This window comes from Streptomyces sp. Qhu_M48, assembly GCF_051305195.1.
Taxonomy (GTDB): domain Bacteria; phylum Actinomycetota; class Actinomycetes; order Streptomycetales; family Streptomycetaceae; genus Streptomyces.
Genome location: NZ_CP195432.1, coordinates 5,743,518 through 5,762,578, shown reverse-complemented (window position 1 = coordinate 5,762,578; position 19,061 = coordinate 5,743,518). Strand labels below are relative to the sequence as shown.

Sequence of the window (19,061 nt, the reverse complement as noted above, 5' to 3'; positions counted from 1 at the left end):
GCGCCGGACCCGACCCCGGGCCCCGCGCCGGACCCGGCCCCGGCTGCGGGAATGCCCGCCGCCCGGGGGCCTGCCCCGACGACCGCACCGGACCCCGCCGGGGCCTCCGCACCGGCCTCCCCACCGGCCCCCGCACCGGACCCCTCCGAGGCCCCCGCCCCCACCCCCGTACCCTCCGAAGAGCTCAGGTTCATGGCCGAGCGGCTGCTCGCCACCGTCCGTGAGGACATCGGCCGGGCCGACACCAAGGCCGCGATCCTGCTCTCCGGCGCCCTCGCCTTCCTCGCGGTCGTGTTCTCCGGGGACCGCGGCCCCCTGCCCACCGCGGGCCCCGGGCTCGCGTTCCTGCTCCTCGCGGGCGCGCTGTGGACGGCCGGTGTCCTGATGCTCGTCTCGGTGGTGCTGCCCCGCACCCGGATCGGGGCCGACCGCACGTTCCTGCGCGAGCTGACGGCCGGGCCGTCAGAGGCCGCGCTGCGCGAGCGGCTCTCCGCGTCCGGCGCGGACGCCACCGGCTGGCTCCTCGAACAGGCCAGCGTGCACGGCCTCGTGCTCGCGGCGAAGTACCGGTGGCTGCGCCTGGGCGTGTGCGCGCTCGCGCTCGGCGCCCTTCTGGCCCTCTTCAGCGAACTGTGGTGAGAGTGAACATGCAGTGGACCAACAAGGGGGGCGTCCTGCTCCTCGCCGGGGCGCTCCTCGCGCTCTCCGGCCCGCTCGCGGCGGCCACCGCCTCGGGAGCGCCCGGAGCCCGGGGCGCGCTCGGCGGGCCCGGGGCGCAGGCCGTCCCCCGTACCGCCGCCGACCCCGCCGACGGGCCCGACCCGATCGACTTCGCCGTCGTCGTGGACCAGTCGGCGAGCCTCGCCGACAAGGACCTGGCGCGCGAGACCGATGCGGCGGCACTGATCGTCCAGGGCGAGATATCGGAGCGCTCCCGGGCCGCCGTGATCGGCTTCGGCAGCTCGGAGAAGCCCGGCCAGTCGCCCGTACGGGAGGTCTGCCCGCTCTCCGTGGTCGACGCGGCCGGGCGTGAGCGACTCAGCGACTGCGTACAGGAGCTGAAGCGGCGGGACCCCGCCCGCACGGGTCCCGGCACCGACTTCCCGGCGGCCGTCCGCCAGGCCGTCACCCGTCTCACCGGCGCCGGCGCCCCGTCCGGGAACCCGGCCGGGAAGACCGTCCCCAAGGTCGTCTTCCTGCTCACCGACGGCCGGCTCGATGTCGCCGACAGCCCCGAGTACGGCTCCGACCCCGAGAGCCGCCAGTCCAACGGAGCGCGCCGCCTCACCGAGGAACTCGCCCGCGCCCGGGCGGCCGGCGTGCAGATCTGGCCCCTCGGCTTCGGCGCCGAGATCGACCGCGCCGCGCTCACCGCCATGGCCGGGGGCGGCTTCCGGGGCGCCTGCTCCGAGATGCCCGGCTCCGCCCCGCGCATGCGGGTCGTCGGCACCTCCGCCGAGATCGACAAGGCCCTCCAGGAGACGTTCGCCGCCGCCCGCTGCGCCCGGATCGCGCACGGCACCGTCGGCAAGCCGCCCGCCGACCTGACCGTCACCATCCCGCCGATCGCCACCGACGGCTCCCTGACGGTCGCCAAGCACGACCCGAAGGTGCAGGTCACCTACTACGACCCGGCGGGCCGCAAGGTGCCCGTCCGGGGCGAGTTCGACGGCTCCGCCTTCGAGGTCAGCGGAGAGAACGGCCCGGTGGAGGCGCTGCGGGTGAAGAACCCGCTGCCCGGCCGCTGGCGCGTGCACATCGAGGCGCCGGAGGGCCACCGCGACCGCGAGGTCGCCGTGCGGGCGATCTGGCAGGGCCGTCTCCGCTCCACCGTCGTCCTCGACCCGGCGTCCCCGCGCGCCGGGGAGCGGGTGAAGGTCGAGGTGCGGATGCAGACCCGCCGCGGAGTCGTCGTCACCGACCCGCGTCAACTGGCCGGTCTGGCGGTCGCGGCCGATCTGAGCGGCGCGGGCTTCGATCCGGTGAGCTTCCGGCTCGCCGACGACGGCAAGGCCCCCGACGCCAAGGCCGGCGACGTGCGGTTCACCGGCACGCTCACCGTCCCCGCGGGGGCGACCGGCGACCTGGAGCTCGTCACGCGGATGGAGGCGCCCGGGATCACCTCCGACCGGCGTCCGCTGCACGCCGTCGTCGCCGCGACCGCGCCCCTCGTGACCGCCGGGCTCGCCGTCGACGGGGCCACCGTGCATCCCGGCGGCACCGTCCACGGCACCCTCGACGTCACCAACAACGACTCGGCGCCGCACACCCTGCGGCTCGCCCTGGGCGACCAGACCCCGGGCGCCGAGCTCGCCGTCACCCCGGCGACGGTCACGGCCCCGCCGAACCGCAGCACCCGGATCCCCTTCACCGTCACCCTCGGCAAGGACACGCCCTTCGGTGAACTGGGGGGCCAGGTCAGCGTCGTGGACACCGGCGACGGCGACCGCGTCCTGCGCGGCGCCTTCCTGGACGTCCGGGTGGCGGCGCCGCCGACCTGGTGGGAGCGGTGGTGGAAGGCCGCGGCCGGAGGCGCCGCCGTCGTCCTCCTGGTGGGCACCGTGGTGGGCATCCGGCTCGCCGCCCGCAGGCGCCGACGCGACCTCACCGGCGTCACGCTCGAACTGTGCCAGGACGGACGCCCGATCGACTCGCTGACCGTCCGGCGGGGGCAGAGCCCCGGCGGCGTCTTCGCCTTCGCCGTCGACGAGCCGTACGGGGCGCCGCCGACGCTCCGCCGGATCCCCGGCGGCGGCTCCTCCGCCGCCCACGTGCTGCGCCGCACCGGCGGGGGCGAGCTGCTGCTCCGGCCCCGGGGCGGGGCGCAGGTCCCCGTCAGGGCCGGTGAGCCGGCCGGGATCGGCGACCACGAGCTGGTCGTACGGGGCGGTCGGCAGGCCCCGGCCGGCGGCGCCCGCACCACCCCGTGGTCGCGCCGCCCCCGCCGTACCGGCACCAGGGACGGCGGCGCTGGCTCCGGGTCCCGCTCCGGTTCCGGCTCCGGTTCCGGCTTCGATCCCGCCACCGGAGCGGGCCCGGGCACCTCCCCCGGCGCCACCGACTACGACGGCAACTTCTGAACGGGTCACCGAGGAGAACGACATGAAGATCTACCAGCCCATGCTCTTCGTGGGACTCGGCGGCACCGGCGGACGCATCGGCAGCGAACTCGAACGCAGCCTGCGCCGGGAGCTGTGCGGCCCCGACGGCACCGACCTGGTCGACGGCGGCCGCCGGCTGCCCTTCCAGCTGCCCGACTGCCTCCAGTTCGTCTACGCCGACTTCAGCGAGGCCGAACTGCTCAACCAGCCGCAGTTCAAGGCGAAGGGTGCCGAGGGCGCCGCCTTCGCCCGTACCTCCCGGATGGTCCGCGACCTGCTGCCCACCGACTTCGACTCCTCGCCCGAGGTGACGCGCATGCTGCGCGTCTCCGTCCCCGAGGAGACCCGGCACTGGCTGCCGCCGCAGGCCCGCCAGCCCCGCGTCGCCCCCCTCAACAACGGCGCGGGACAGCTGCCGACCGTCGGGCGCGCCGCGCTCTTCGCGACCCTGCGCTCCGGACTCGAACCCGTCCTGCGTCAGCTCCGCGAGGCGATCGGGGCCATCGGGCAGTCCGCGGGCGACCTCCGGAGGGTCGGCGGCGGCCGGATCCGGGGGTGCGACGTGTTCGTCGCCTTCTCCGTCGCCGGCGGCACCGGCGCCGGCATCTTCTACGACTTCATCCACCTCATCGGGCACGAGTTCCGCAACGCCCGGGTGCCCGGCGTGAAGATCTACCCGCTGGTCGTCATGCCCTCCGCCTTCCCGCCCGAGGCCGGCGGTGGACGCGAGGCCGAACTCAACTCCGCCCGCGCCCTCGTGGACCTCTCGCGGCTCGTCGACGACCAGAACGTGCCCGACGCCCTCGACCAGGTCGGCGACGTCGAGGACCGCGGCCGGCTCAGCGTCACGTACCCCGGCGACGGCGTCGTCGCGCTGCGCCCCGCCACCATGCAGACCGCCTTCCTCTTCTCCAAGCCCTCCGTCATCGGCAGCGAGGACCTGCGCCGCTCCATCGCCGCCATGGTGCTCTCGCTGATCGGCACCGACCTCGGCGAGGACAACGGCTCGGCGACCCGCGTCGAGGAGGACTACCAGTCCTTCGCCGCCAGCTTCATCAACAAGAGCGTGGAGCGCTCCACCCCGGCCCGTACCGGCATCGGCTACCGCGGCATGTCCACCAGCCTCGCCGCCTCCCTCACCGTGCCCGTCGACGATCTCGCCGAGATCGTCGCCGCCCGCCTCCTCGCCCAGGCCGTCCGCGGCATGTCCGAGCGCGCCCGGCGGGTCGACCGGGAGGGGCAGGCGCACGTCCGGGACCTGTTCACCCGCTCCGGCGTCGGCCGCCTCTGGACCCGGGACGCCCCCGACGTCCCCGCACCCGAACAGCTCCCCCGCGGGAAGGGGCGGATCATCCAGGAGCTGCGGAACCGGCTCGGCGACATGGAGGAGGCCCTGCGCCGCCTCGACGGCAGCCTCGCCCGCGAGATACCGCGCCTCACCGAGGACTTCAGGCCGAGCGCCGGGGTCCGTGAACTCCTCAGCTCCATGGACCCGTTCCAGGTCGAGGTCGTCCTCGCGGGCCTGCCCAGCCACTCCGACCGGGTGGCCAGGGAAGGCTTCACCGGCATGCTCGACAACCGGCGCAACGAACCCGAGCGGCCCCCGAACGTCCAGACCTCCGCACCCCCCATCCCCCCGATCAGGGGCAGCGTCGGCGGAGTCGTCCCGGCCCGGTGGAGCGACCCCGACGTCCAGGAGGCGCTCGCCGCCCAGCAGGCCTGGTACCAGTGGCGGGCCAGGACCCTCTGGCACCGGGGCTGGCAGGCGGGCGAGGCCCAGTGGCGGCCCTCCCTCAACGTCGTCTCCGTCGAGGTCGCCGAGTTCACCAAGGCGCTCCGCGCCCACGAGCACGACGAGGCGAAGTCCTTCGCCGACCGCCGCCGCGACCTCTACCGCGACGACCGCGCGGGCATCGCCTACCTGCTGCCGCCGCAGAACACCCTGCGCGCCTTCTACGACGACGTCGTCGACCGGCTCGCCCAGAGCCTGGGCCTGCCCGAGTCCGCCGACGCCGCGACCCTCCTCGGCCGGCTCGTCGGCCCCGACGACTGGCGGCGCGCCCTCGACACGGTCCGCCGCTCCTCCTCCGGCGCCGCCGTCAAGGAGATCAAGCAGGTCGTCGAACGACGGGTCAAGCGGCTCTTCGGCGAGGCCAACGAGGACGTCTTCGCCCGCCCCCTGCTGCCCTCCATGGAGCTGCTCCTGCGGGCCGCCTCGGGCGACGAGACCGCCGAGGCGAAGGTCGACCCGCGCTGGCTCGACCAGTTCCGCTCCCGCCTCGCCGGACTCATCCCGGTGGGCTTCGTCCCCGACGGGAGCGGCCCGCTCAAGATCCTCATCGTGCACCCGGCGAGCGAGGCCGACGGCCGGGCCCGCGACTACCTGGAACAGGCCCTCAACCTGCCCGCCCGGGTCACCCCCGAGAGCCGGGCCGGCGACACCGACTCCCTCACCGTCGTCTTCTTCCGCAGCGGCATGAACCTCACCGACATCTCCGAGGTCCGCAGCGTCCTCAGCCTCTGGTCCGAGGCCCGCGACTCGGCCGGCGAGGACGACTTCCTGCACTGGCGGCAGCGGCTCGGCTACCAGGACGACTGGCTGGTCTCCACCGAACACGACCGGCAGCGCATCCTGCACCGTCTGCTCTGCGCCATGTGGAACGGACACATCGACGCCGAGGGGGCGGCCGGTTCGCCCCACCGCGTCCGCATCCGGCTCCAGGACGGCGAGTCGGCGACCATGTCGCTGCGCCTGGAGGACTTCGACGGCTCGCTCTCCAGCTGGGCGGGGCTGCTGCGCGCGTACGAGCGCTGGGCGCTGCTCGACGAGGGGCAGATCATCGAGCAGTTCTGCGAGCGCCTCATGCAGGCGCTGCCCAAGGGCCTCGCGCAGGTGCCGGCGTCGCCGTCACCGCTCTTCACCCACTTCCTGGAGGAGGTCGCCCCGCGCCAGCTCGTCCTGATCGACGAACTCGTCTCCGAGTACGGGGAGTACGGCGAGACGGACAGCGAGTGGCTCGCCCCGCTGCGCCACTTCTGGGAGGTCACCTTCCCGGGCGCCCTCGACATGCGCTTCCCGAGGTCGGCCCGCGCGACCCGGCCCAACCTGCGGGCCCTGTACGAACGCCACGCACCCCGCCAGGGCGCCGGTCAGGGACAGGGACACGGCTCCGGTCCGCAGGCGGGGATCGGACCGCAGAGGGCACACGAGCCCCAGGGGTACGGGCCCCAGGGACACGAGCCCCGGGGGTACGAGCCCCAGGGACACGAGCCCCGGGGGTACGGGAACGGCGCCCGGCCCGAGTACGGGAACGGCGCCCGGCCCGAGTACGGGAACGGCGCCCGGCCCGAGTACGGGAACGGCGCCCGGCCCGAGTACGGGAACGGCGCCCGGCCCGAGTACGGGAACGGCGGGCGGCCCGGGTACGGGCGCGACACCCGCACCGAGTACGGGAACGACACGCGCCCCGAGTACGCGAACGGCTCCGGGCCCGACCCCCGTACCGCCTATGGGGAAAGGAACGCCGCTGGAAGCCCCGGAAGCCCCGGAAGCCCTGGAGGCCCTGGAGGCCCTGGGGGCCCCGGCACCGCCGCACCGCCGCCCCGGCGGTCCTCCGCCTACGACGGGGACTGGGAGCTGGAGCCCGAGCCGGACTTCGCCCTCGACCTCGACCTCGACCTCGACGACGAGCCGTACCCCAGCGACCGGGCCGGGGAGGCGGAGTGAGCCCGCGCGTGCTTCCCGAACGGCCGCTGCCCGGCCACGCCGTCTGCCTCGACCTGCGGGGAACGTCGGGGCCGCACGACCCCGACGCCGCCGTCCGGGCAGCCCTGGACGCCCCGCAGCCCGGCGGAGAGCGCCGCTTCCTCGTCGTCGACGAGGCCGACCGGCTCGTCGCCCACCAGCTGCTCTACGAGCGCCTCTCCTCCTACGGGCCCGCGCACATCGTCTGCCTCGCCGTCGGGTCCCGGGAGCAGCGGAGCCTGCGCCGCACCCTCACCCTGCGCCCGCCTGCCGCCGGGGTCCTGTGGGTGTTCGACACGGCGGAGGACGGCGTCCCGAGCGAGGCCGTGCTGCGCCCGCTCGTCGACGTCCTGTCCACGCCCGAGGTCTTCGACGCCGCCCTGAGCGCGCTCGGCGCGGTGGTGCACGGCGTCGCCGTGCCCGCCGTGCGGGTCCTGGAGCACGACCTCACCGACGAGGCGCGGGCGCGGGCCTGGCGGCAGGCGGTCGAGGGGCTCACCGGCCCGGACGTCCCGGCGGGCACCGCCTCCACCGAGCAGGTGCCGGCCGCGCTCGCGCTGCTGCTCGACGAGGGCGTGCCGCGTGCGCTCTCCGACCACCGCTGGTTGCCGCTCCACGGCCGGGCCGGGGTCCGGCTCGCCGCCTGCGACGAGGCCGTCGGGGACGCCGTCGACAGCTACCACCGGGTGCGGGGCGCGGCGGGACTGCTCACCGGGGCCGGCCGCACCGTCGACCTGCCGGGGGACATCGAGCGGGTGACGCGGGAGCTGGAGCGGTTCCGTGCCGCCGTCGCGGAGGCGTTCGCCGCCGCGGGCGGCAGCAGGATCACCGCCGAGCACCGGGGAGTCCTCCGCGACCGGGGGATCGAACTCCCCGAACTGCCCCGGGAGATCTCGCGGGCCGGGATCGTCCCGGCGCTGCGCGACCACACCCACGAGCTGATCGGCAGGGGGCTCCCGCTGCGCTCCGTGGCGGCCCGGCTGGCCGCGCTCTCCGCACGTACCGCGCCCGTCGGCAGCGCTGCCCGGCTCGCCGAACTCGACGCGGTCTGCGGGCCGGAGAGGCTGCGGCGGCTCGGCGCCCGGTACCCGTTCACGGCCGGCGGGTCGCGCCCCGTCGCCTTCGCCGTGACCGGGCTCCTCGCCCTGCTCGCCGGGGTGTGGCCGGTCCTCGGCTGGGGCCTCGGCCCGGCGGTCGGTGTGCTCGCCGCCGGGCTCGCCCATCTGATGCTGCGGCGCAGGCCCAACCGTTCGCCGGACGGACGGATCGACGGCGGCGGTGCCACGGGCGCGGCGCCCCGGCTCCTCGGGGGCGTGCTCGGCGGCCTCGCGGGGGCGGGCCTCGGCCAGTTCCTCGGCCTTCCGCCGTGGGCGGGGGCCGCGGCGCTCGCCGTCTCCCTGGCGGCGGTCGTGCTTCTCGCGCTGCGGGACTGGAGCCGGGCCGTGGACGACTGGTGGGCGCGGGCGGACCCGGAGGAGGCCTGGCGGATCCTGCGGGAGATCCAGACCCTGGTCGTCACCACCGCCGTGCACGACTGGCTCTTCGCCGAGGTGCGCCACCACTGCTCGGCCGGGGCCGGCGCGGTGGCCCGGCTGCTGCGCGACCTCGCGGAGACGGCCGACGCGCACGGACAGCCGTACGGGCAGGGGCAGCCTTACGGAGAGGGACAGCCGTACGGGGACGGGGAACCCTACGGGGACGGGGAGCCCTACGGGGACGGGATCGCGCGCGGGTCTTCGCACGCGTCGCCCGATACGGGCGGCCGGGCGCGGGCCGACGCGCCACCCGGCCCGGACGGCGGTACCGCGTCCTGGAGCTGGGAGGACTGGGACCAGTCGGAGGACGACGTCTGGTCCGACATGGACGAGGAACCCGCGCCGGCACGGACCTTCCCTCCGCCCCGCCCCGCCTCCCCGGCCCCTTCCGCGCCCCCGTACGCGTCCGGCCCGTCCGACCGGGGCCCCGCCGACCCCGTCGGCGGGCCCTTGTCCGTACCCGCGCCCTCGTGGCTGGAGCGGCGGTACGGGGACGGCGGCCCGCTGCTCGTCGACACGCTCGTCGCCGACCTGGTCGCCGGCACCCTCCTGATCCTCGACCAGTGCTGGGCGGGCGTCGAACGCGATCCGGGGGTCCTGCCGTCCGCGGTCCACCAACGGCGGACGGCGGAACTCCTGGACGAGACCCGCCTCCGCCTGGAGCGCGATGTGGCCGCCTCGCCGCCGCCCCGGTACGACGGCCTCCGCGACCCGGAGGCGCTCTCCGGCCTCGGGCCCTTCACCGACCGTTCCGACCGGCCCGACGCCGCCCGGCTCACCGGGGTCGCCCCGGACGCGGTGGCCCGGCTGCTGCTCTCCGAGGACGACCCCGGCCGCACGGTGGCGCTCTGCGGCCCGGAGCACCTGCGGCTGCTCTCCCACGACCCGATCGCGGCCCGGCAGGTCCGGTTCGTGCCCGAAGCGATGCGGCGCGGGGCGGCCGGGGACGACGTGTGGCGGGGCACCGCCGAGGACGTCGTGTGGACCGGCGCGGGACGCCACGCCGGAATCCTCCGTCTCGTACCCCTGCGCGCGGACGTCGTGCACACCGTCCGCGCCGAGGAGGCGGGAGAGCCGTGACCGACCCGAACCATCCGAACGACCAGAGCCGTCCGAGGGACCCCAACCGTCCGAGCGACCCGCACGGGCAGGGCGATCCGAACCGTCCGGGCGATCCGAACCGACAGGGTGGCCCGAACCGTCCGAGCGACCCCCACCACCCCATCGACCCCGACCATCCCGACCATCTGAGCGAACCGACTCCGCCGCCCCACCCGTACTACCAGGAGCTGGAGTTCCTCACCGCCGGGGAGGCGCGGGGCCGCTTCGTCGTGCGGTACGGCGAGGACCACCAGCCTGCCGCGCGCCCGGGGTTCCTCGCGCGCCGGGCGCTCCTCGGCACGGCGGCGGCCCCGGTTCTCCAGTACCGGCTGGTCGCGTCCGCGCAGGCCGACCCCCAGGCGTACGGACTCCTGGAGCGGGAGGTGGCGGCCGCCGTGGCCATCGAACGGCGTTACGGAGTCGAGAGGTTCAGCGCCGTCCTGCCCCGCCTCGTGGGCTTCGACCTCACCGCGGACGAACCCTTCGTGCTCTACCGTCCGCAGGGCGGCCGCCCGCTCTCCGACTGGGCGGGGCGCCTCGGCGCCGACGACCAGGAGCGGATCACCGGTCAACTCGCCATGGCCGTGCGGCTCCTGGGCGAACTCGACCTCGTCCACCGGGCGATCGCGCCCGACACCGTACGGTGGGACGGCACCCGGGTGAGGCTCTGCGAACCGTACGCGGCGCTGCGCGCCGGGGAGCCGCGCGAGGCCTTCGGCGCCGCCCCCTGGGCCTCGCCCGAACAGCGCGCGGGGACGGGCGCCACCGACCCCCGCGACGACCTGTGGTCCGTCGCCGAACTCGCCTACTACCTGCTCTCCGGCCGCCCCGACCGGGGCGAAGGCCCGCCGGGCGACCTCGCCGACTACCGGCGCCTCGCCGCCCTGGGACACAGCGGTCTCTTCTCCCCGCACGCGGCGGGACGACCGCGCCCGGCCGAACTCCTGCGGCTCCTGCACGTACCCGACCCGCTCGCCACCGGCGCCGGCGCGGCCGATCCGCTGGACCGCCGCCGCGCCGAGTACGACGCCCGGATCGCGCGGAAGCGCGCACTGTCCGGGCGGGACCGGCCGGCTGCGGAACCCACCGCGGAGGCGACGGCTGCCCCCGCACGGAGCCCGCGTCCGACCCTGTGGGGGCGGGTCTTCGGCGGCGCGGACGACCCCCGCCGTCCCCTCGCGCCCCCGCCGCCGTCCGAACCCCTGCCGGCGCCGCCGTCACGGAGCCGGATGTGCCCGCACTGCCTGCTCCCCGTCGAGTACGACGAACGGCTCCTCGTCACCATCGACGCCAAGGGCAACCGCATCCCGCTCGACCTCACCGCCGAACGCCGGCCCGGCCATGTGGCGGACGCCCTGCGGAAGGCCTACCACCTGTGCCCGCACACGGTCGACGGCGACGAGGGACACGAACTCCCCGTGCCCTACCTCGTCAACGGGGAACCGCTCTCCATCGCCCTCGTCGGCAGCTCCTCCGTCGGCAAGACCCACCTCCTCGCCGCCATGCTCGGCGAGGTCGAACTCGGCGGCCTGGAACCGTACGGACTCAAATGCCTGCCGCTCAACCCCGAGGCGCACCGCACCTATCTGCGCGAACGCGTGCAGAGCCTCCAGCAGGGGCGGCAGCTCGGCCGCACCGGACAGCAGACCTTCGCGCGGTTCGCCGACGGACTGCTCGTCTCGGCGGGCGGCGCCACGCCCCGGCCCGTCGTCTTCTTCGACCTCGCGGGCGAGGACCTCGCCCAGGACAGCGAGGTCGGCCGCTTCCTCATGGGCGTCGACGCCTTCGTCTTCGTTCTCGACCCCCTGCGCTCGATCCGTCTCTCCTCCCTCGACCCGATCCGGGAACAGAGCGGCGTGCGGCGGCGCGACCTCGGCGACGAGGCCTTCGCCACCGTGCTCAACCGCATCCCCCGGCAGCGCGGCGGACTCGTCGCCGCGCCCGCCGCGCTCGCCGTCAACAAGAGCGACCTCGTGCGCTTCGAACCGGTCGTGGACCGCTGGCTCGGCCGGGCCCTGCCCGGCCGGCACGACCCCGCCGCGCTCCGGGCCGAGAGCCGGGACGCCTACGCCTTCCTCGCCCACCGGGCCGGGCCCGCCTGGCTCAAGCCCTTCGACGACTGCGCCGACTGCACCCTGCACTTCGTCGCCGCGACCGGCGGACAGGCGCGCGGCGACCGTTTTCCGCACGGGGCCCGGCCGCGCCGGGTCCTCGCACCACTGCTGTCGCTCTTCGCCATGTGCGGGCTGCTGCCCGGGGCGGAACCCGCGGGCCCCGCGGGACCTACGGAGGGGATCGTCCGATGACACGGTCGGAGAACGAGGTCGACCAGATCGTCTTCCGCTGGGACAGCGAGAACCTCTCCGGCAGCACCGGCTTCGGACCGGTGGCCTGGTCCGGGCCCCGCGACGAGGCGGAGAGCCTCTACCGGACCTCGGGAACCGTCCTGCGCGCGAGCGGCGAGGAGACCCGGCCCGCCCTGATCCGGCTCCAGCGGCGCGCGGAGGTGATGCTGATCCGGCGCACCCCCTTCAGGGACGCCGACGGCGGGACCTCCGTGCTCTGTCACGCCCTCGTCGGCTCGCCCGAGCTCCTCGAACCCGCCACCTGCCTCGGGCTCCACGCCTGGGACTGGGAGGGCGCGGACGTCGACACCGCCCACGTACGCGGGCGGCTCCCGGCGATCCCGGAGGAACTCCTCGTCCCGGCGGCCGGCCGGGGGCAGGGGGAGCTGGACCGCACCCTGGAGGGCGCGGCCGAGGAACTCACCGGCATGGTCGCCGAGTTGCTGCGCCGCCCGGACGAACGCTTCACCGTCCTGGACGCGCGGGGGGACACCGCCTGTCCCGTGCTCTGGGGGCTGCACAGCATGTTCGGCACGCTCACCGAGCGCCGGTGGACCTTCGCCACCCACGACACCGTCGAACTCCCCGCACTCCGCTTCGTGTTCGTCGGCCGCTGGGCGGGCGCGGCGAGCCGCAACACCGAGCGTCGCCGCGTCGACCCGGGCGAGCGGCTCGGGGACCGGGCGGACGAGACCGCGGCCCGGCTCGTCGCGCACCACCTGCGGGGGGTCGAGGAGAGCGAGGGTGGCGAGTACGCGGTCGGCAGCGCCCTCCACGCGGCGTCCTCCGCCCGCCGTGGCTCCCTCCTGGACACGGTCACGCGCGCGCTGGACGGCCTCGACCGTCGCTCCGGCGGCCCGAGCGCGAGCCCGAGCACCGGTCAGGGTGCCGCCCCCGGTGCCCGCCCCTCGGTCCAGGTCCCACGGCCTCCGGCCGTCGATCCCGCCCGGGGACCCGAGCCCTCGGACCCGCGGGGCTCGGAACCGTCCGGGGTTCCACGCGAGACCCGGCGGAACTCCGGACGGAAGTGGGGATGGACCTTGGGGGGCCGGCCGTCCGAGGACACCGCGCCCTCGGACGGCCCTTCGGGTACCGGGGCGGGCGCGCCCCGAGGGACCGGCCGCCCCGGCCCGTCGGAGCGCCCGGACCTCTGGTTCCGCCCGTCCCCGGCCGAACCGGAGCCGTCCCGGCCCGAGCCGGACCCGGACCGGCGCGGCGGGTCGGAACCGGGGTCGGACCGGACCCCGGACCCGGACGCGTCCAGGCGTGTGCGGCCGGAGCCCGGGGCGGACTCGGACTCGCGGGCCGACCCGCACCGACGAGGCGGGCCGGACCCGGCGCCGGAACCGCCCCCGCGCCCCGACCCGTACCGACGCCTCCGAACAGATCCCGCCCCCGCCCCCGCCCCCGGCCCGGACCCGGAACCGCCCCCGCGCCCCGTCGGTCCTCCCCGCCGTCCCGATCTGTCGAAGCCCTCCGCCGAGCCCGGCGACCGGCCGGACTCCCCGGGGCGGGCCGGCGGTCCGCCGGGCGGCGCCGGGGCGCGTGCCCCCGAGGGTGCGGGCGCGCAGGCCGCGCCCTCTTACCGGCCGGGGGCCGACCCGTACCCCCGGCCCGTGCTGCCCCTCGTCGCGCCCACGTGGACCGGGCCCGGCACGTTCGCCGGGCGGCCCTGGGCCGCGGTGCGGGGCCGCGGGCGGGAGCGGGAGGCCGAGACGGGGCTCGTGCACAAGCTGCCGGCCGCCCGCACCGAGGAAGAGGCCCGCGAGCTCGTCGAGCGCGGCGGCAGCCGTGAGCTGCTCGACGCGCTGCGCCGCCCGCAGGCGTACCTGGTCCTCACCGTCCTCCTCCGGGAGACGGCGCGCCGCGTGCCGTCCTGGGAGCATCCGCTGCGCCGGGAGCTGTGCGAGGTGGCCCTCGACCGGGAGCTGTGGGCCGTCGCGCCGCCGGGCGGCGGGGCCGACCACTCCGACCCGCCCGAGGAGCAGCGTGCGGCGAACGCCGCCGCGCTGCACAGCTGGGCGGTCCGCCCGCTCCTCGGCGGGGGTGATGCCCCGGTCGGCACGGTCGCCGCGTTGCTGACCCGGCTCCGTAAGGGGCCGGAGCCGTCGGCCCGGGAGACGTTCTGGCTGATCGTCGACGGCGAGCGCCCGGGGCTGCCGGAGGCGGTCTGGCTCACCCTGCTCAAGGAGGCGTACGGGCTGCCCCGCGCGGCGCCCCGGCCGGGCGCCCCGGCACCGGGGGCGGTGGCCCACCCGGACGACGCCGGCAGCGGCTACACCCGCCGCTTCCTGCGGCGCGCCGGGCTGCTGCTCGGCGGCCTGGTGGGCGCGATCCTGCTGGTCACCCTCTGGGAGTGGTTCACCTGACGCCGGTTCCCCCGACCGGGCCGGGCGGCTCCGGGCCGACGCGTCCCGGAGCCGTTCACCCGACCGGGCCGGGCGGCTCCTGGCCGACGCCTCCCGGCCCGGCCTGCGCCGAAACACGGGCCCCGGCCGCCCGGCTCCGTCAGGATGGGCCCATGGGATTCCACGTCGATTCCGAGACCGGGCGGCTGCGCCGCGTCATCCTGCATCGGCCCGATCTGGAGCTGAAGCGGCTCACGCCCACCAACAAGGACGCCCTCCTCTTCGACGACGTGCTGTGGGTCCGCCGGGCCCGGCAGGAGCACGACGGCTTCGCGGACGTGCTGCGCGACCGGGGGGTGGAGGTGCATCTCTTCGGGGACCTGTTGCGCGAGTCCCTGGAGGTGCCGGCCGCCCGCGCGCTCGTCCTCGACCGCGTCTTCGACGAGAAGGAGTACGGGCCGCTCGCCACCGACCACCTACGGGCCGCGTTCGACTCGCTGGACGCCGGCGCCCTGGGCGAGGTGCTCGTCGGCGGCATGACGAAGCGGGAGTTCCTGGCGGCCCACCGGGAGCCGACCTCGGTCCGTTTCCACGCCATGGACCTGGACGACTTCCTTCTCGGCCCGCTGCCGAACCACCTCTTCACCCGGGACACCTCGGCCTGGATCTACGACGGCGTCTCGATCAACGCGATGCGCTGGCCGGCCCGGCAGCGCGAGACCGTCCACTTCGAGGCGATCTACAAGCACCATCCCCTCTTCACCGGAGCCGAGGCGGGCGGCTTCCACCACTGGTCGGAGGGGCAGGCCGACTACCCGTCGACGATCGAGGGAGGGGACGTCCTGGTCATCGGCAACGGAGCCGTCCTCATCGGGATGAGCGAGCGGACGACCCCGCAGGCCGTGGAGATGCTGGCCCGGGGGATGTTCGCGGCGGGTTCGGCGCACACGATCGTCGCGCTCGACATGCCGAAGCGGCGGGCGTTCATGCACCTGGACACGGTGATGACGATGGTCGACCAGGACACCTTCACCCAGTACGCGGGCCTCGGCATGCTCCGCTCGTACACGATCGAGCCGGGGGACGCGGGGCAGCCCCTGCGGGTGACCGACCATCCGCCCGAGCAGATGCACACCGCCGTCGCCGCGGCGCTCGGGCTCCCGGAGATCCGTGTCCTGACGGCGACGCAGGACGTGCACGCGGCGGAGCGCGAGCAGTGGGACGACGGGTGCAACGTGCTCGCCGTGGAGCCGGGGGTGGTGGTGGCGTACGAGCGGAACGTCACGACGAACACGCATCTGCGCAAGCAGGGCATCGAGGTGATCGAGATCCCGGGCAGCGAGCTGGGCCGGGGGAGGGGCGGTCCGCGCTGTATGAGCTGTCCGGTGGAGCGGGACGCGGCCTGAGGGACCGGGCCGGGGCGGGCACCCTCAGGGGGGCTGTATATAAATGTTGAAGTGCGTATAGACTTCCAGGGTCCCCGACCGCCGGCCGTCGATCGCCGACGCCGTCCCCCGACCGTACCCACAGGAGCGCGTCCCATGGCCACAGACCTCATCGGCCGCCACTTCCTCAAGGAGCTGGACTTCACCGCCGAGGAGTTCCGCGGCCTGATCGCGCTGGCCGCCGAGCTCAAGGCCGCCAAGAAGGCGGGCGCCGAGGTCCAGCGGCTGCGCGGCAGGAACATCGCCCTGATCTTCGAGAAGACCTCGACCCGCACCCGCTGCGCCTTCGAGGTCGCCGCCGCCGATCAGGGCGCCTCCACCACCTACCTGGACCCCTCCGGCTCCCAGATGGGCCACAAGGAGTCGGTCAAGGACACCGCCCGCGTCCTCGGCCGGATGTTCGACGGCATCGAGTACCGGGGCGACAGTCAGGCCGCGGTCGAGGAACTCGCCGCCTTCGCGGGGGTCCCGGTCTTCAACGGGCTCACCGACGACTGGCACCCCACCCAGATGCTCGCCGACGTGCTCACCATGACCGAGCACGTGGACAAGCCGCTCGACGGGATCACCTTCGCCTACCTCGGCGACGCCCGCTTCAACATGGGCAACTCCTACCTGGTCACCGGCGCCCTGCTCGGCATGGACGTCCGGATCGTCGCACCGGAGGCGTACTGGCCGGCCGCGTCCGTCGTCGCCGCCGCGCGCCGGCTGGCCGAGACCAGCGGTGCCACGGTCACCCTCACCGAGGACGTGACCGAGGGGGTCCGGGGCGCCGACTTCGTCGTCACCGACGTCTGGGTCTCCATGGGGGAGCCCAAGGAGGTCTGGGACGAGCGGATCGCCGCCCTCGCCCCGTACTCCGTGACGATGGACGTGCTGCGCGCCACCGGGAACCCGGACGTCAAGTTCCTGCACTGCCTGCCGGCCTTCCACGACCTGGGTACGGCCGTCGGCCGGGACATCCACGCCCGGCACGGCCTGTCCGAGCTGGAGGTCTCCGACGAGGTCTTCGAGTCGGCCCACTCGGTCGTCTTCGACGAGGCGGAGAACCGGATGCACACCATCAAGGCGGTCCTGGTCGCGACGATGGCCGGTGGATCCCTCTCCCCGGCATAGCTTTACGCCCGATTGGGTGAATATGCGTGGTGCGGTTTACTATCGCATCCTTCAGGGGGGTCCGGGCACGCATGCCCGGACCCCCCTCACGCGTGCCCATGAGAGAGAAGAACCACCGCATGACCCCGTCCGCCCCGCGGATCCCCTTCCTCCGGCGGAGCCGCCTCCTGCGGCGGCTCGCCTCCCCCCAGCGGATCAAGTCCCCGCAGCGGCTCCTCGCCGAATCCGGCGCCGACCTCGAAGGCCACGGCCTCAAGCGCACCATGGGCCTCTTCCAGCTCGTGTGCTTCGGCGTCGGAGCGATCGTCGGCACCGGCATCTTCGTCGGTCTCTCCGACAGCGTCGCCGAGGCGGGCCCCGCCGTCGTGATCTCCTACGTCCTCGCCGCGATCACCTGCATCTTCACCGCCTTCTCCTTCGCGGAGCTGGGCGGCGCGATCCCGGTCTCGGGCTCCTCCTACTCCTTCGCCTACGCGAGCCTCGGCGAGCGCGCCGCGTTCCTGGTCGGCTGGTGCCTCCTCCTGGAGTACGGCGTCTCCGTCTCCGCGGTCGCCGTCGGCTGGAGCCAGTACCTCAACGAGCTGCTCGACAGCCTGACCGGCTGGCAGCTGCCCCAGGCGCTCTCCGCCGGGCCCGGCGACGGCGGCGTCGTCAACGTGCCCGCCGTCGTCGTCGTCCTGCTCGCCGCGACCCTGCTCGTGCGCGGTGTCCGGGAGAGCGCGCGGGCGACCGCCGCCATGGCGGTCCTCAAGATCGGGATCCTGGTCGTCTTCTGCGCCGTCGGCTTCTCGGCCTTCCAGGCCGGTCACCTCTCGCCGTTCGCCGAGCACGGCGTGGGCGGGATCACCGCGGGCGCCTCGGTGGCCTTCTTCTCGTACATCGGCTTCGACGCGATCACCACCGCCGGCGAGGAGGTGAAGAACCCGCGCAGGAACATCCCGATCGCCATCCTCGTCTGCATCGGGCTCGTCACCCTGCTCTACTGCGCCGTCGCGCTCTCCGCGATCGGGGCCCTCGGCGCCGACGCCGTGGCCGACCAGCCGGCCGCGCTCTCGCTCGTCGTCGACCAGGTCACCGGATCGTCGGTCGGCGGCGGGATCATCGCGTTCGGCGCGGTCGTCGCCATCGCGTCCGTCGTCCTCGCGGTGATGTACGGGCAGACCCGCGTCCTGATGTCGATGTCCCGCGACGGGCTCGTGCCCCGGGTCTTCGAGCGGGTCTCGCCCAAGACCGCCACCCCCGTGGCCAACACCTGGATCGTGGCCGCCGTCTTCGCCGTACCGGCCGCCTTCGCCTCGCTCGACGTGGTCGTCAACCTGACCACCATCGGCACCCTCGCCGTCATGGCGGTCGTCAATCTCGCGGTGATGGTGCTGCGGCGGCGCGATCCCGGGCTGAAGCGCTCGTTCCGGGTGCCGCTCTTCCCGCTGAGCCCGCTGCTCGGCATCGGCTTCTGCCTCTACCTGATCTGGGGCACGGGGTGGACGACCTGGCTGCAGTTCGCCGGGTTCCTGGTCGTCGGGACGCTGGTGTACTCGGGGTACGGACGCCGCCACTCGCGTCTGGTCACGGCCCCGGACGGCGCTGCGGCGGTATCCCCGGGAGCGTGAACCAGACGGCCTTCCCGTGCGCGGTCGGCCGGTGGCCGCAGTCGCTGCTGAGCGCCCGCACGATGAGGAGGCCGCGGCCGTGCTCCTGCCAGGGGTCCACCTCGGTCCCCGGTTCGGGGCGGTCGAGGTCGCCGGGACGGGCCGGCTCGGCGTCGTGGACCTCGATCTGACAGCCGCCGGGCGCCGCGAGCAGCTCGACGACGAGCTCGATGGGGCCGAGGCCCGCGGTGTGCTCGACGGCGTTGGCGACGAGCTCGGCGGTGAGCAGCTCCGCCGTGTCGCGGTCGGGGCGGCCGGCGGCCCCGGGGCCGAGGTCGGTGAGCGCGGTACGGACCAGGGTGCGGGCGATCGGCACGGCGGCGGTCGTGTGGGGCAGCCGGACGCGCCAGGAGGCGGCGGGTCCGGCGGGCGGCGGGTCGGCGGGCGGTGGATCGGCGGGGGTGGTGGGTTCCGCGTGCGGGCCGGCCGGTGGTCCGACGGCTTCGGGCATGGGGGCGGGCTCCCTTCACCGAGTGGGGGCGGGTGGGGGCGGGGTGGGTGCGTCCCGAGACGTCCTGGTTTCAACGATACGAGGTGCGATTTCTTCCTCCAGGGGCGCCCCTCCCTGATCGCCAGGGACCTCGGTCACCCGTCGAGGGGACCTTGGGCGCGGCGCCCGCCCCTCCTCCTCTATCGCGCGCTCGTGACGACGGTCACAGTACGGTGATACCCTCCG

10 protein-coding genes are annotated in these 19,061 nt (G+C 75.2%); 9 read left to right on the top strand and 1 reads right to left on the bottom strand.

Annotation, left to right across the window (positions count from 1 at the left end; all coding sequences use genetic code 11):
• The first annotated feature begins 192 nt into the window (after positions 1 to 192).
• From ACRRSS_RS26020 to ACRRSS_RS25980, 9 genes are all read left to right on the top strand, one after another.
• A complete protein-coding gene (locus ACRRSS_RS26020) occupies positions 193 to 639 on the top strand; it encodes a Pycsar system effector family protein (RefSeq protein ID WP_435973533.1) in 447 nt (148 codons plus the stop codon).
• Between the two features lie 8 nt (positions 640 to 647).
• A complete protein-coding gene (locus ACRRSS_RS26015; protein WP_435975424.1) occupies positions 648 to 3,080 on the top strand; it encodes a VWA domain-containing protein in 2,433 nt (810 codons plus the stop codon).
• A 22-nt stretch (positions 3,081 to 3,102) separates the two neighbouring features.
• Positions 3,103 to 6,828, top strand: coding sequence for a tubulin-like doman-containing protein (locus ACRRSS_RS26010; RefSeq protein WP_435973532.1), 3,726 nt, complete (start codon positions 3,103 to 3,105; stop codon positions 6,826 to 6,828).
• Complete coding sequence (locus tag ACRRSS_RS26005; protein ID WP_435973531.1) at positions 6,825 to 9,461, top strand: hypothetical protein; 2,637 nt, start codon at positions 6,825 to 6,827, stop codon at positions 9,459 to 9,461. The genes ACRRSS_RS26010 and ACRRSS_RS26005 overlap by 4 nt, the downstream gene beginning before the upstream one ends.
• Entirely contained in the window at positions 9,458 to 11,788 is a 2,331-nt protein-coding gene (locus tag ACRRSS_RS26000) for a hypothetical protein (protein WP_435973530.1), read from the top strand. The genes ACRRSS_RS26005 and ACRRSS_RS26000 overlap by 4 nt, the downstream gene beginning before the upstream one ends.
• Positions 11,785 to 14,196 (top strand): hypothetical protein, encoded by a 2,412-nt coding sequence (locus tag ACRRSS_RS25995; protein WP_435973529.1) that lies wholly within the window; start codon positions 11,785 to 11,787, stop codon positions 14,194 to 14,196. Before ACRRSS_RS26000 ends, ACRRSS_RS25995 begins: the two co-directional genes overlap by 4 nt.
• A gap of 152 nt (positions 14,197 to 14,348) precedes the next feature.
• Positions 14,349 to 15,581 (top strand): arginine deiminase, encoded by a 1,233-nt coding sequence (locus tag ACRRSS_RS25990; protein ID WP_435973528.1) that lies wholly within the window; start codon positions 14,349 to 14,351, stop codon positions 15,579 to 15,581.
• A 135-nt stretch (positions 15,582 to 15,716) separates the two neighbouring features.
• Complete coding sequence (argF, locus tag ACRRSS_RS25985; RefSeq protein ID WP_435973527.1) at positions 15,717 to 16,736, top strand: ornithine carbamoyltransferase; 1,020 nt, start codon at positions 15,717 to 15,719, stop codon at positions 16,734 to 16,736.
• A gap of 119 nt (positions 16,737 to 16,855) precedes the next feature.
• Positions 16,856 to 18,346: an amino acid permease gene (locus ACRRSS_RS25980; protein WP_435973526.1), complete on the top strand. Its 1,491-nt coding sequence runs from the start codon at positions 16,856 to 16,858 to the stop codon at positions 18,344 to 18,346.
• Here the strand turns inward: ACRRSS_RS25980 and ACRRSS_RS25975 are convergent.
• Entirely contained in the window at positions 18,303 to 18,836 is a 534-nt protein-coding gene (locus ACRRSS_RS25975; protein WP_435973525.1) for an ATP-binding protein, read from the bottom strand. The two genes, ACRRSS_RS25980 and ACRRSS_RS25975, sit on opposite strands and share 44 nt — an antisense overlap.
• Positions 18,837 to 19,061 lie beyond the last annotated feature (225 nt).

What these genes read in the sequence shown, in the direction of transcription:
- ACRRSS_RS26020 (WP_435973533.1), top strand. Translation starts at nt 193, where the DNA reads ATGGCCGAGCGGCTGCTCGCCACCGTCCGTGAGGACATCGGCCGGGCC.
- ACRRSS_RS25990 (WP_435973528.1), top strand. Translation starts at nt 14,349, where the DNA reads ATGGGATTCCACGTCGATTCCGAGACCGGGCGGCTGCGCCGCGTCATC.
- ACRRSS_RS26015 (WP_435975424.1), top strand. Translation starts at nt 648, where the DNA reads ATGCAGTGGACCAACAAGGGGGGCGTCCTGCTCCTCGCCGGGGCGCTC.
- ACRRSS_RS25980 (WP_435973526.1), top strand. Translation starts at nt 16,856, where the DNA reads ATGACCCCGTCCGCCCCGCGGATCCCCTTCCTCCGGCGGAGCCGCCTC.
- ACRRSS_RS26010 (WP_435973532.1), top strand. Translation starts at nt 3,103, where the DNA reads ATGAAGATCTACCAGCCCATGCTCTTCGTGGGACTCGGCGGCACCGGC.
- argF (WP_435973527.1), top strand. Translation starts at nt 15,717, where the DNA reads ATGGCCACAGACCTCATCGGCCGCCACTTCCTCAAGGAGCTGGACTTC.
- ACRRSS_RS25975 (WP_435973525.1), bottom strand. Translation starts at nt 18,836, where the DNA reads ATGCCCGAAGCCGTCGGACCACCGGCCGGCCCGCACGCGGAACCCACC.
- ACRRSS_RS25995 (WP_435973529.1), top strand. Translation starts at nt 11,785, where the DNA reads ATGACACGGTCGGAGAACGAGGTCGACCAGATCGTCTTCCGCTGGGAC.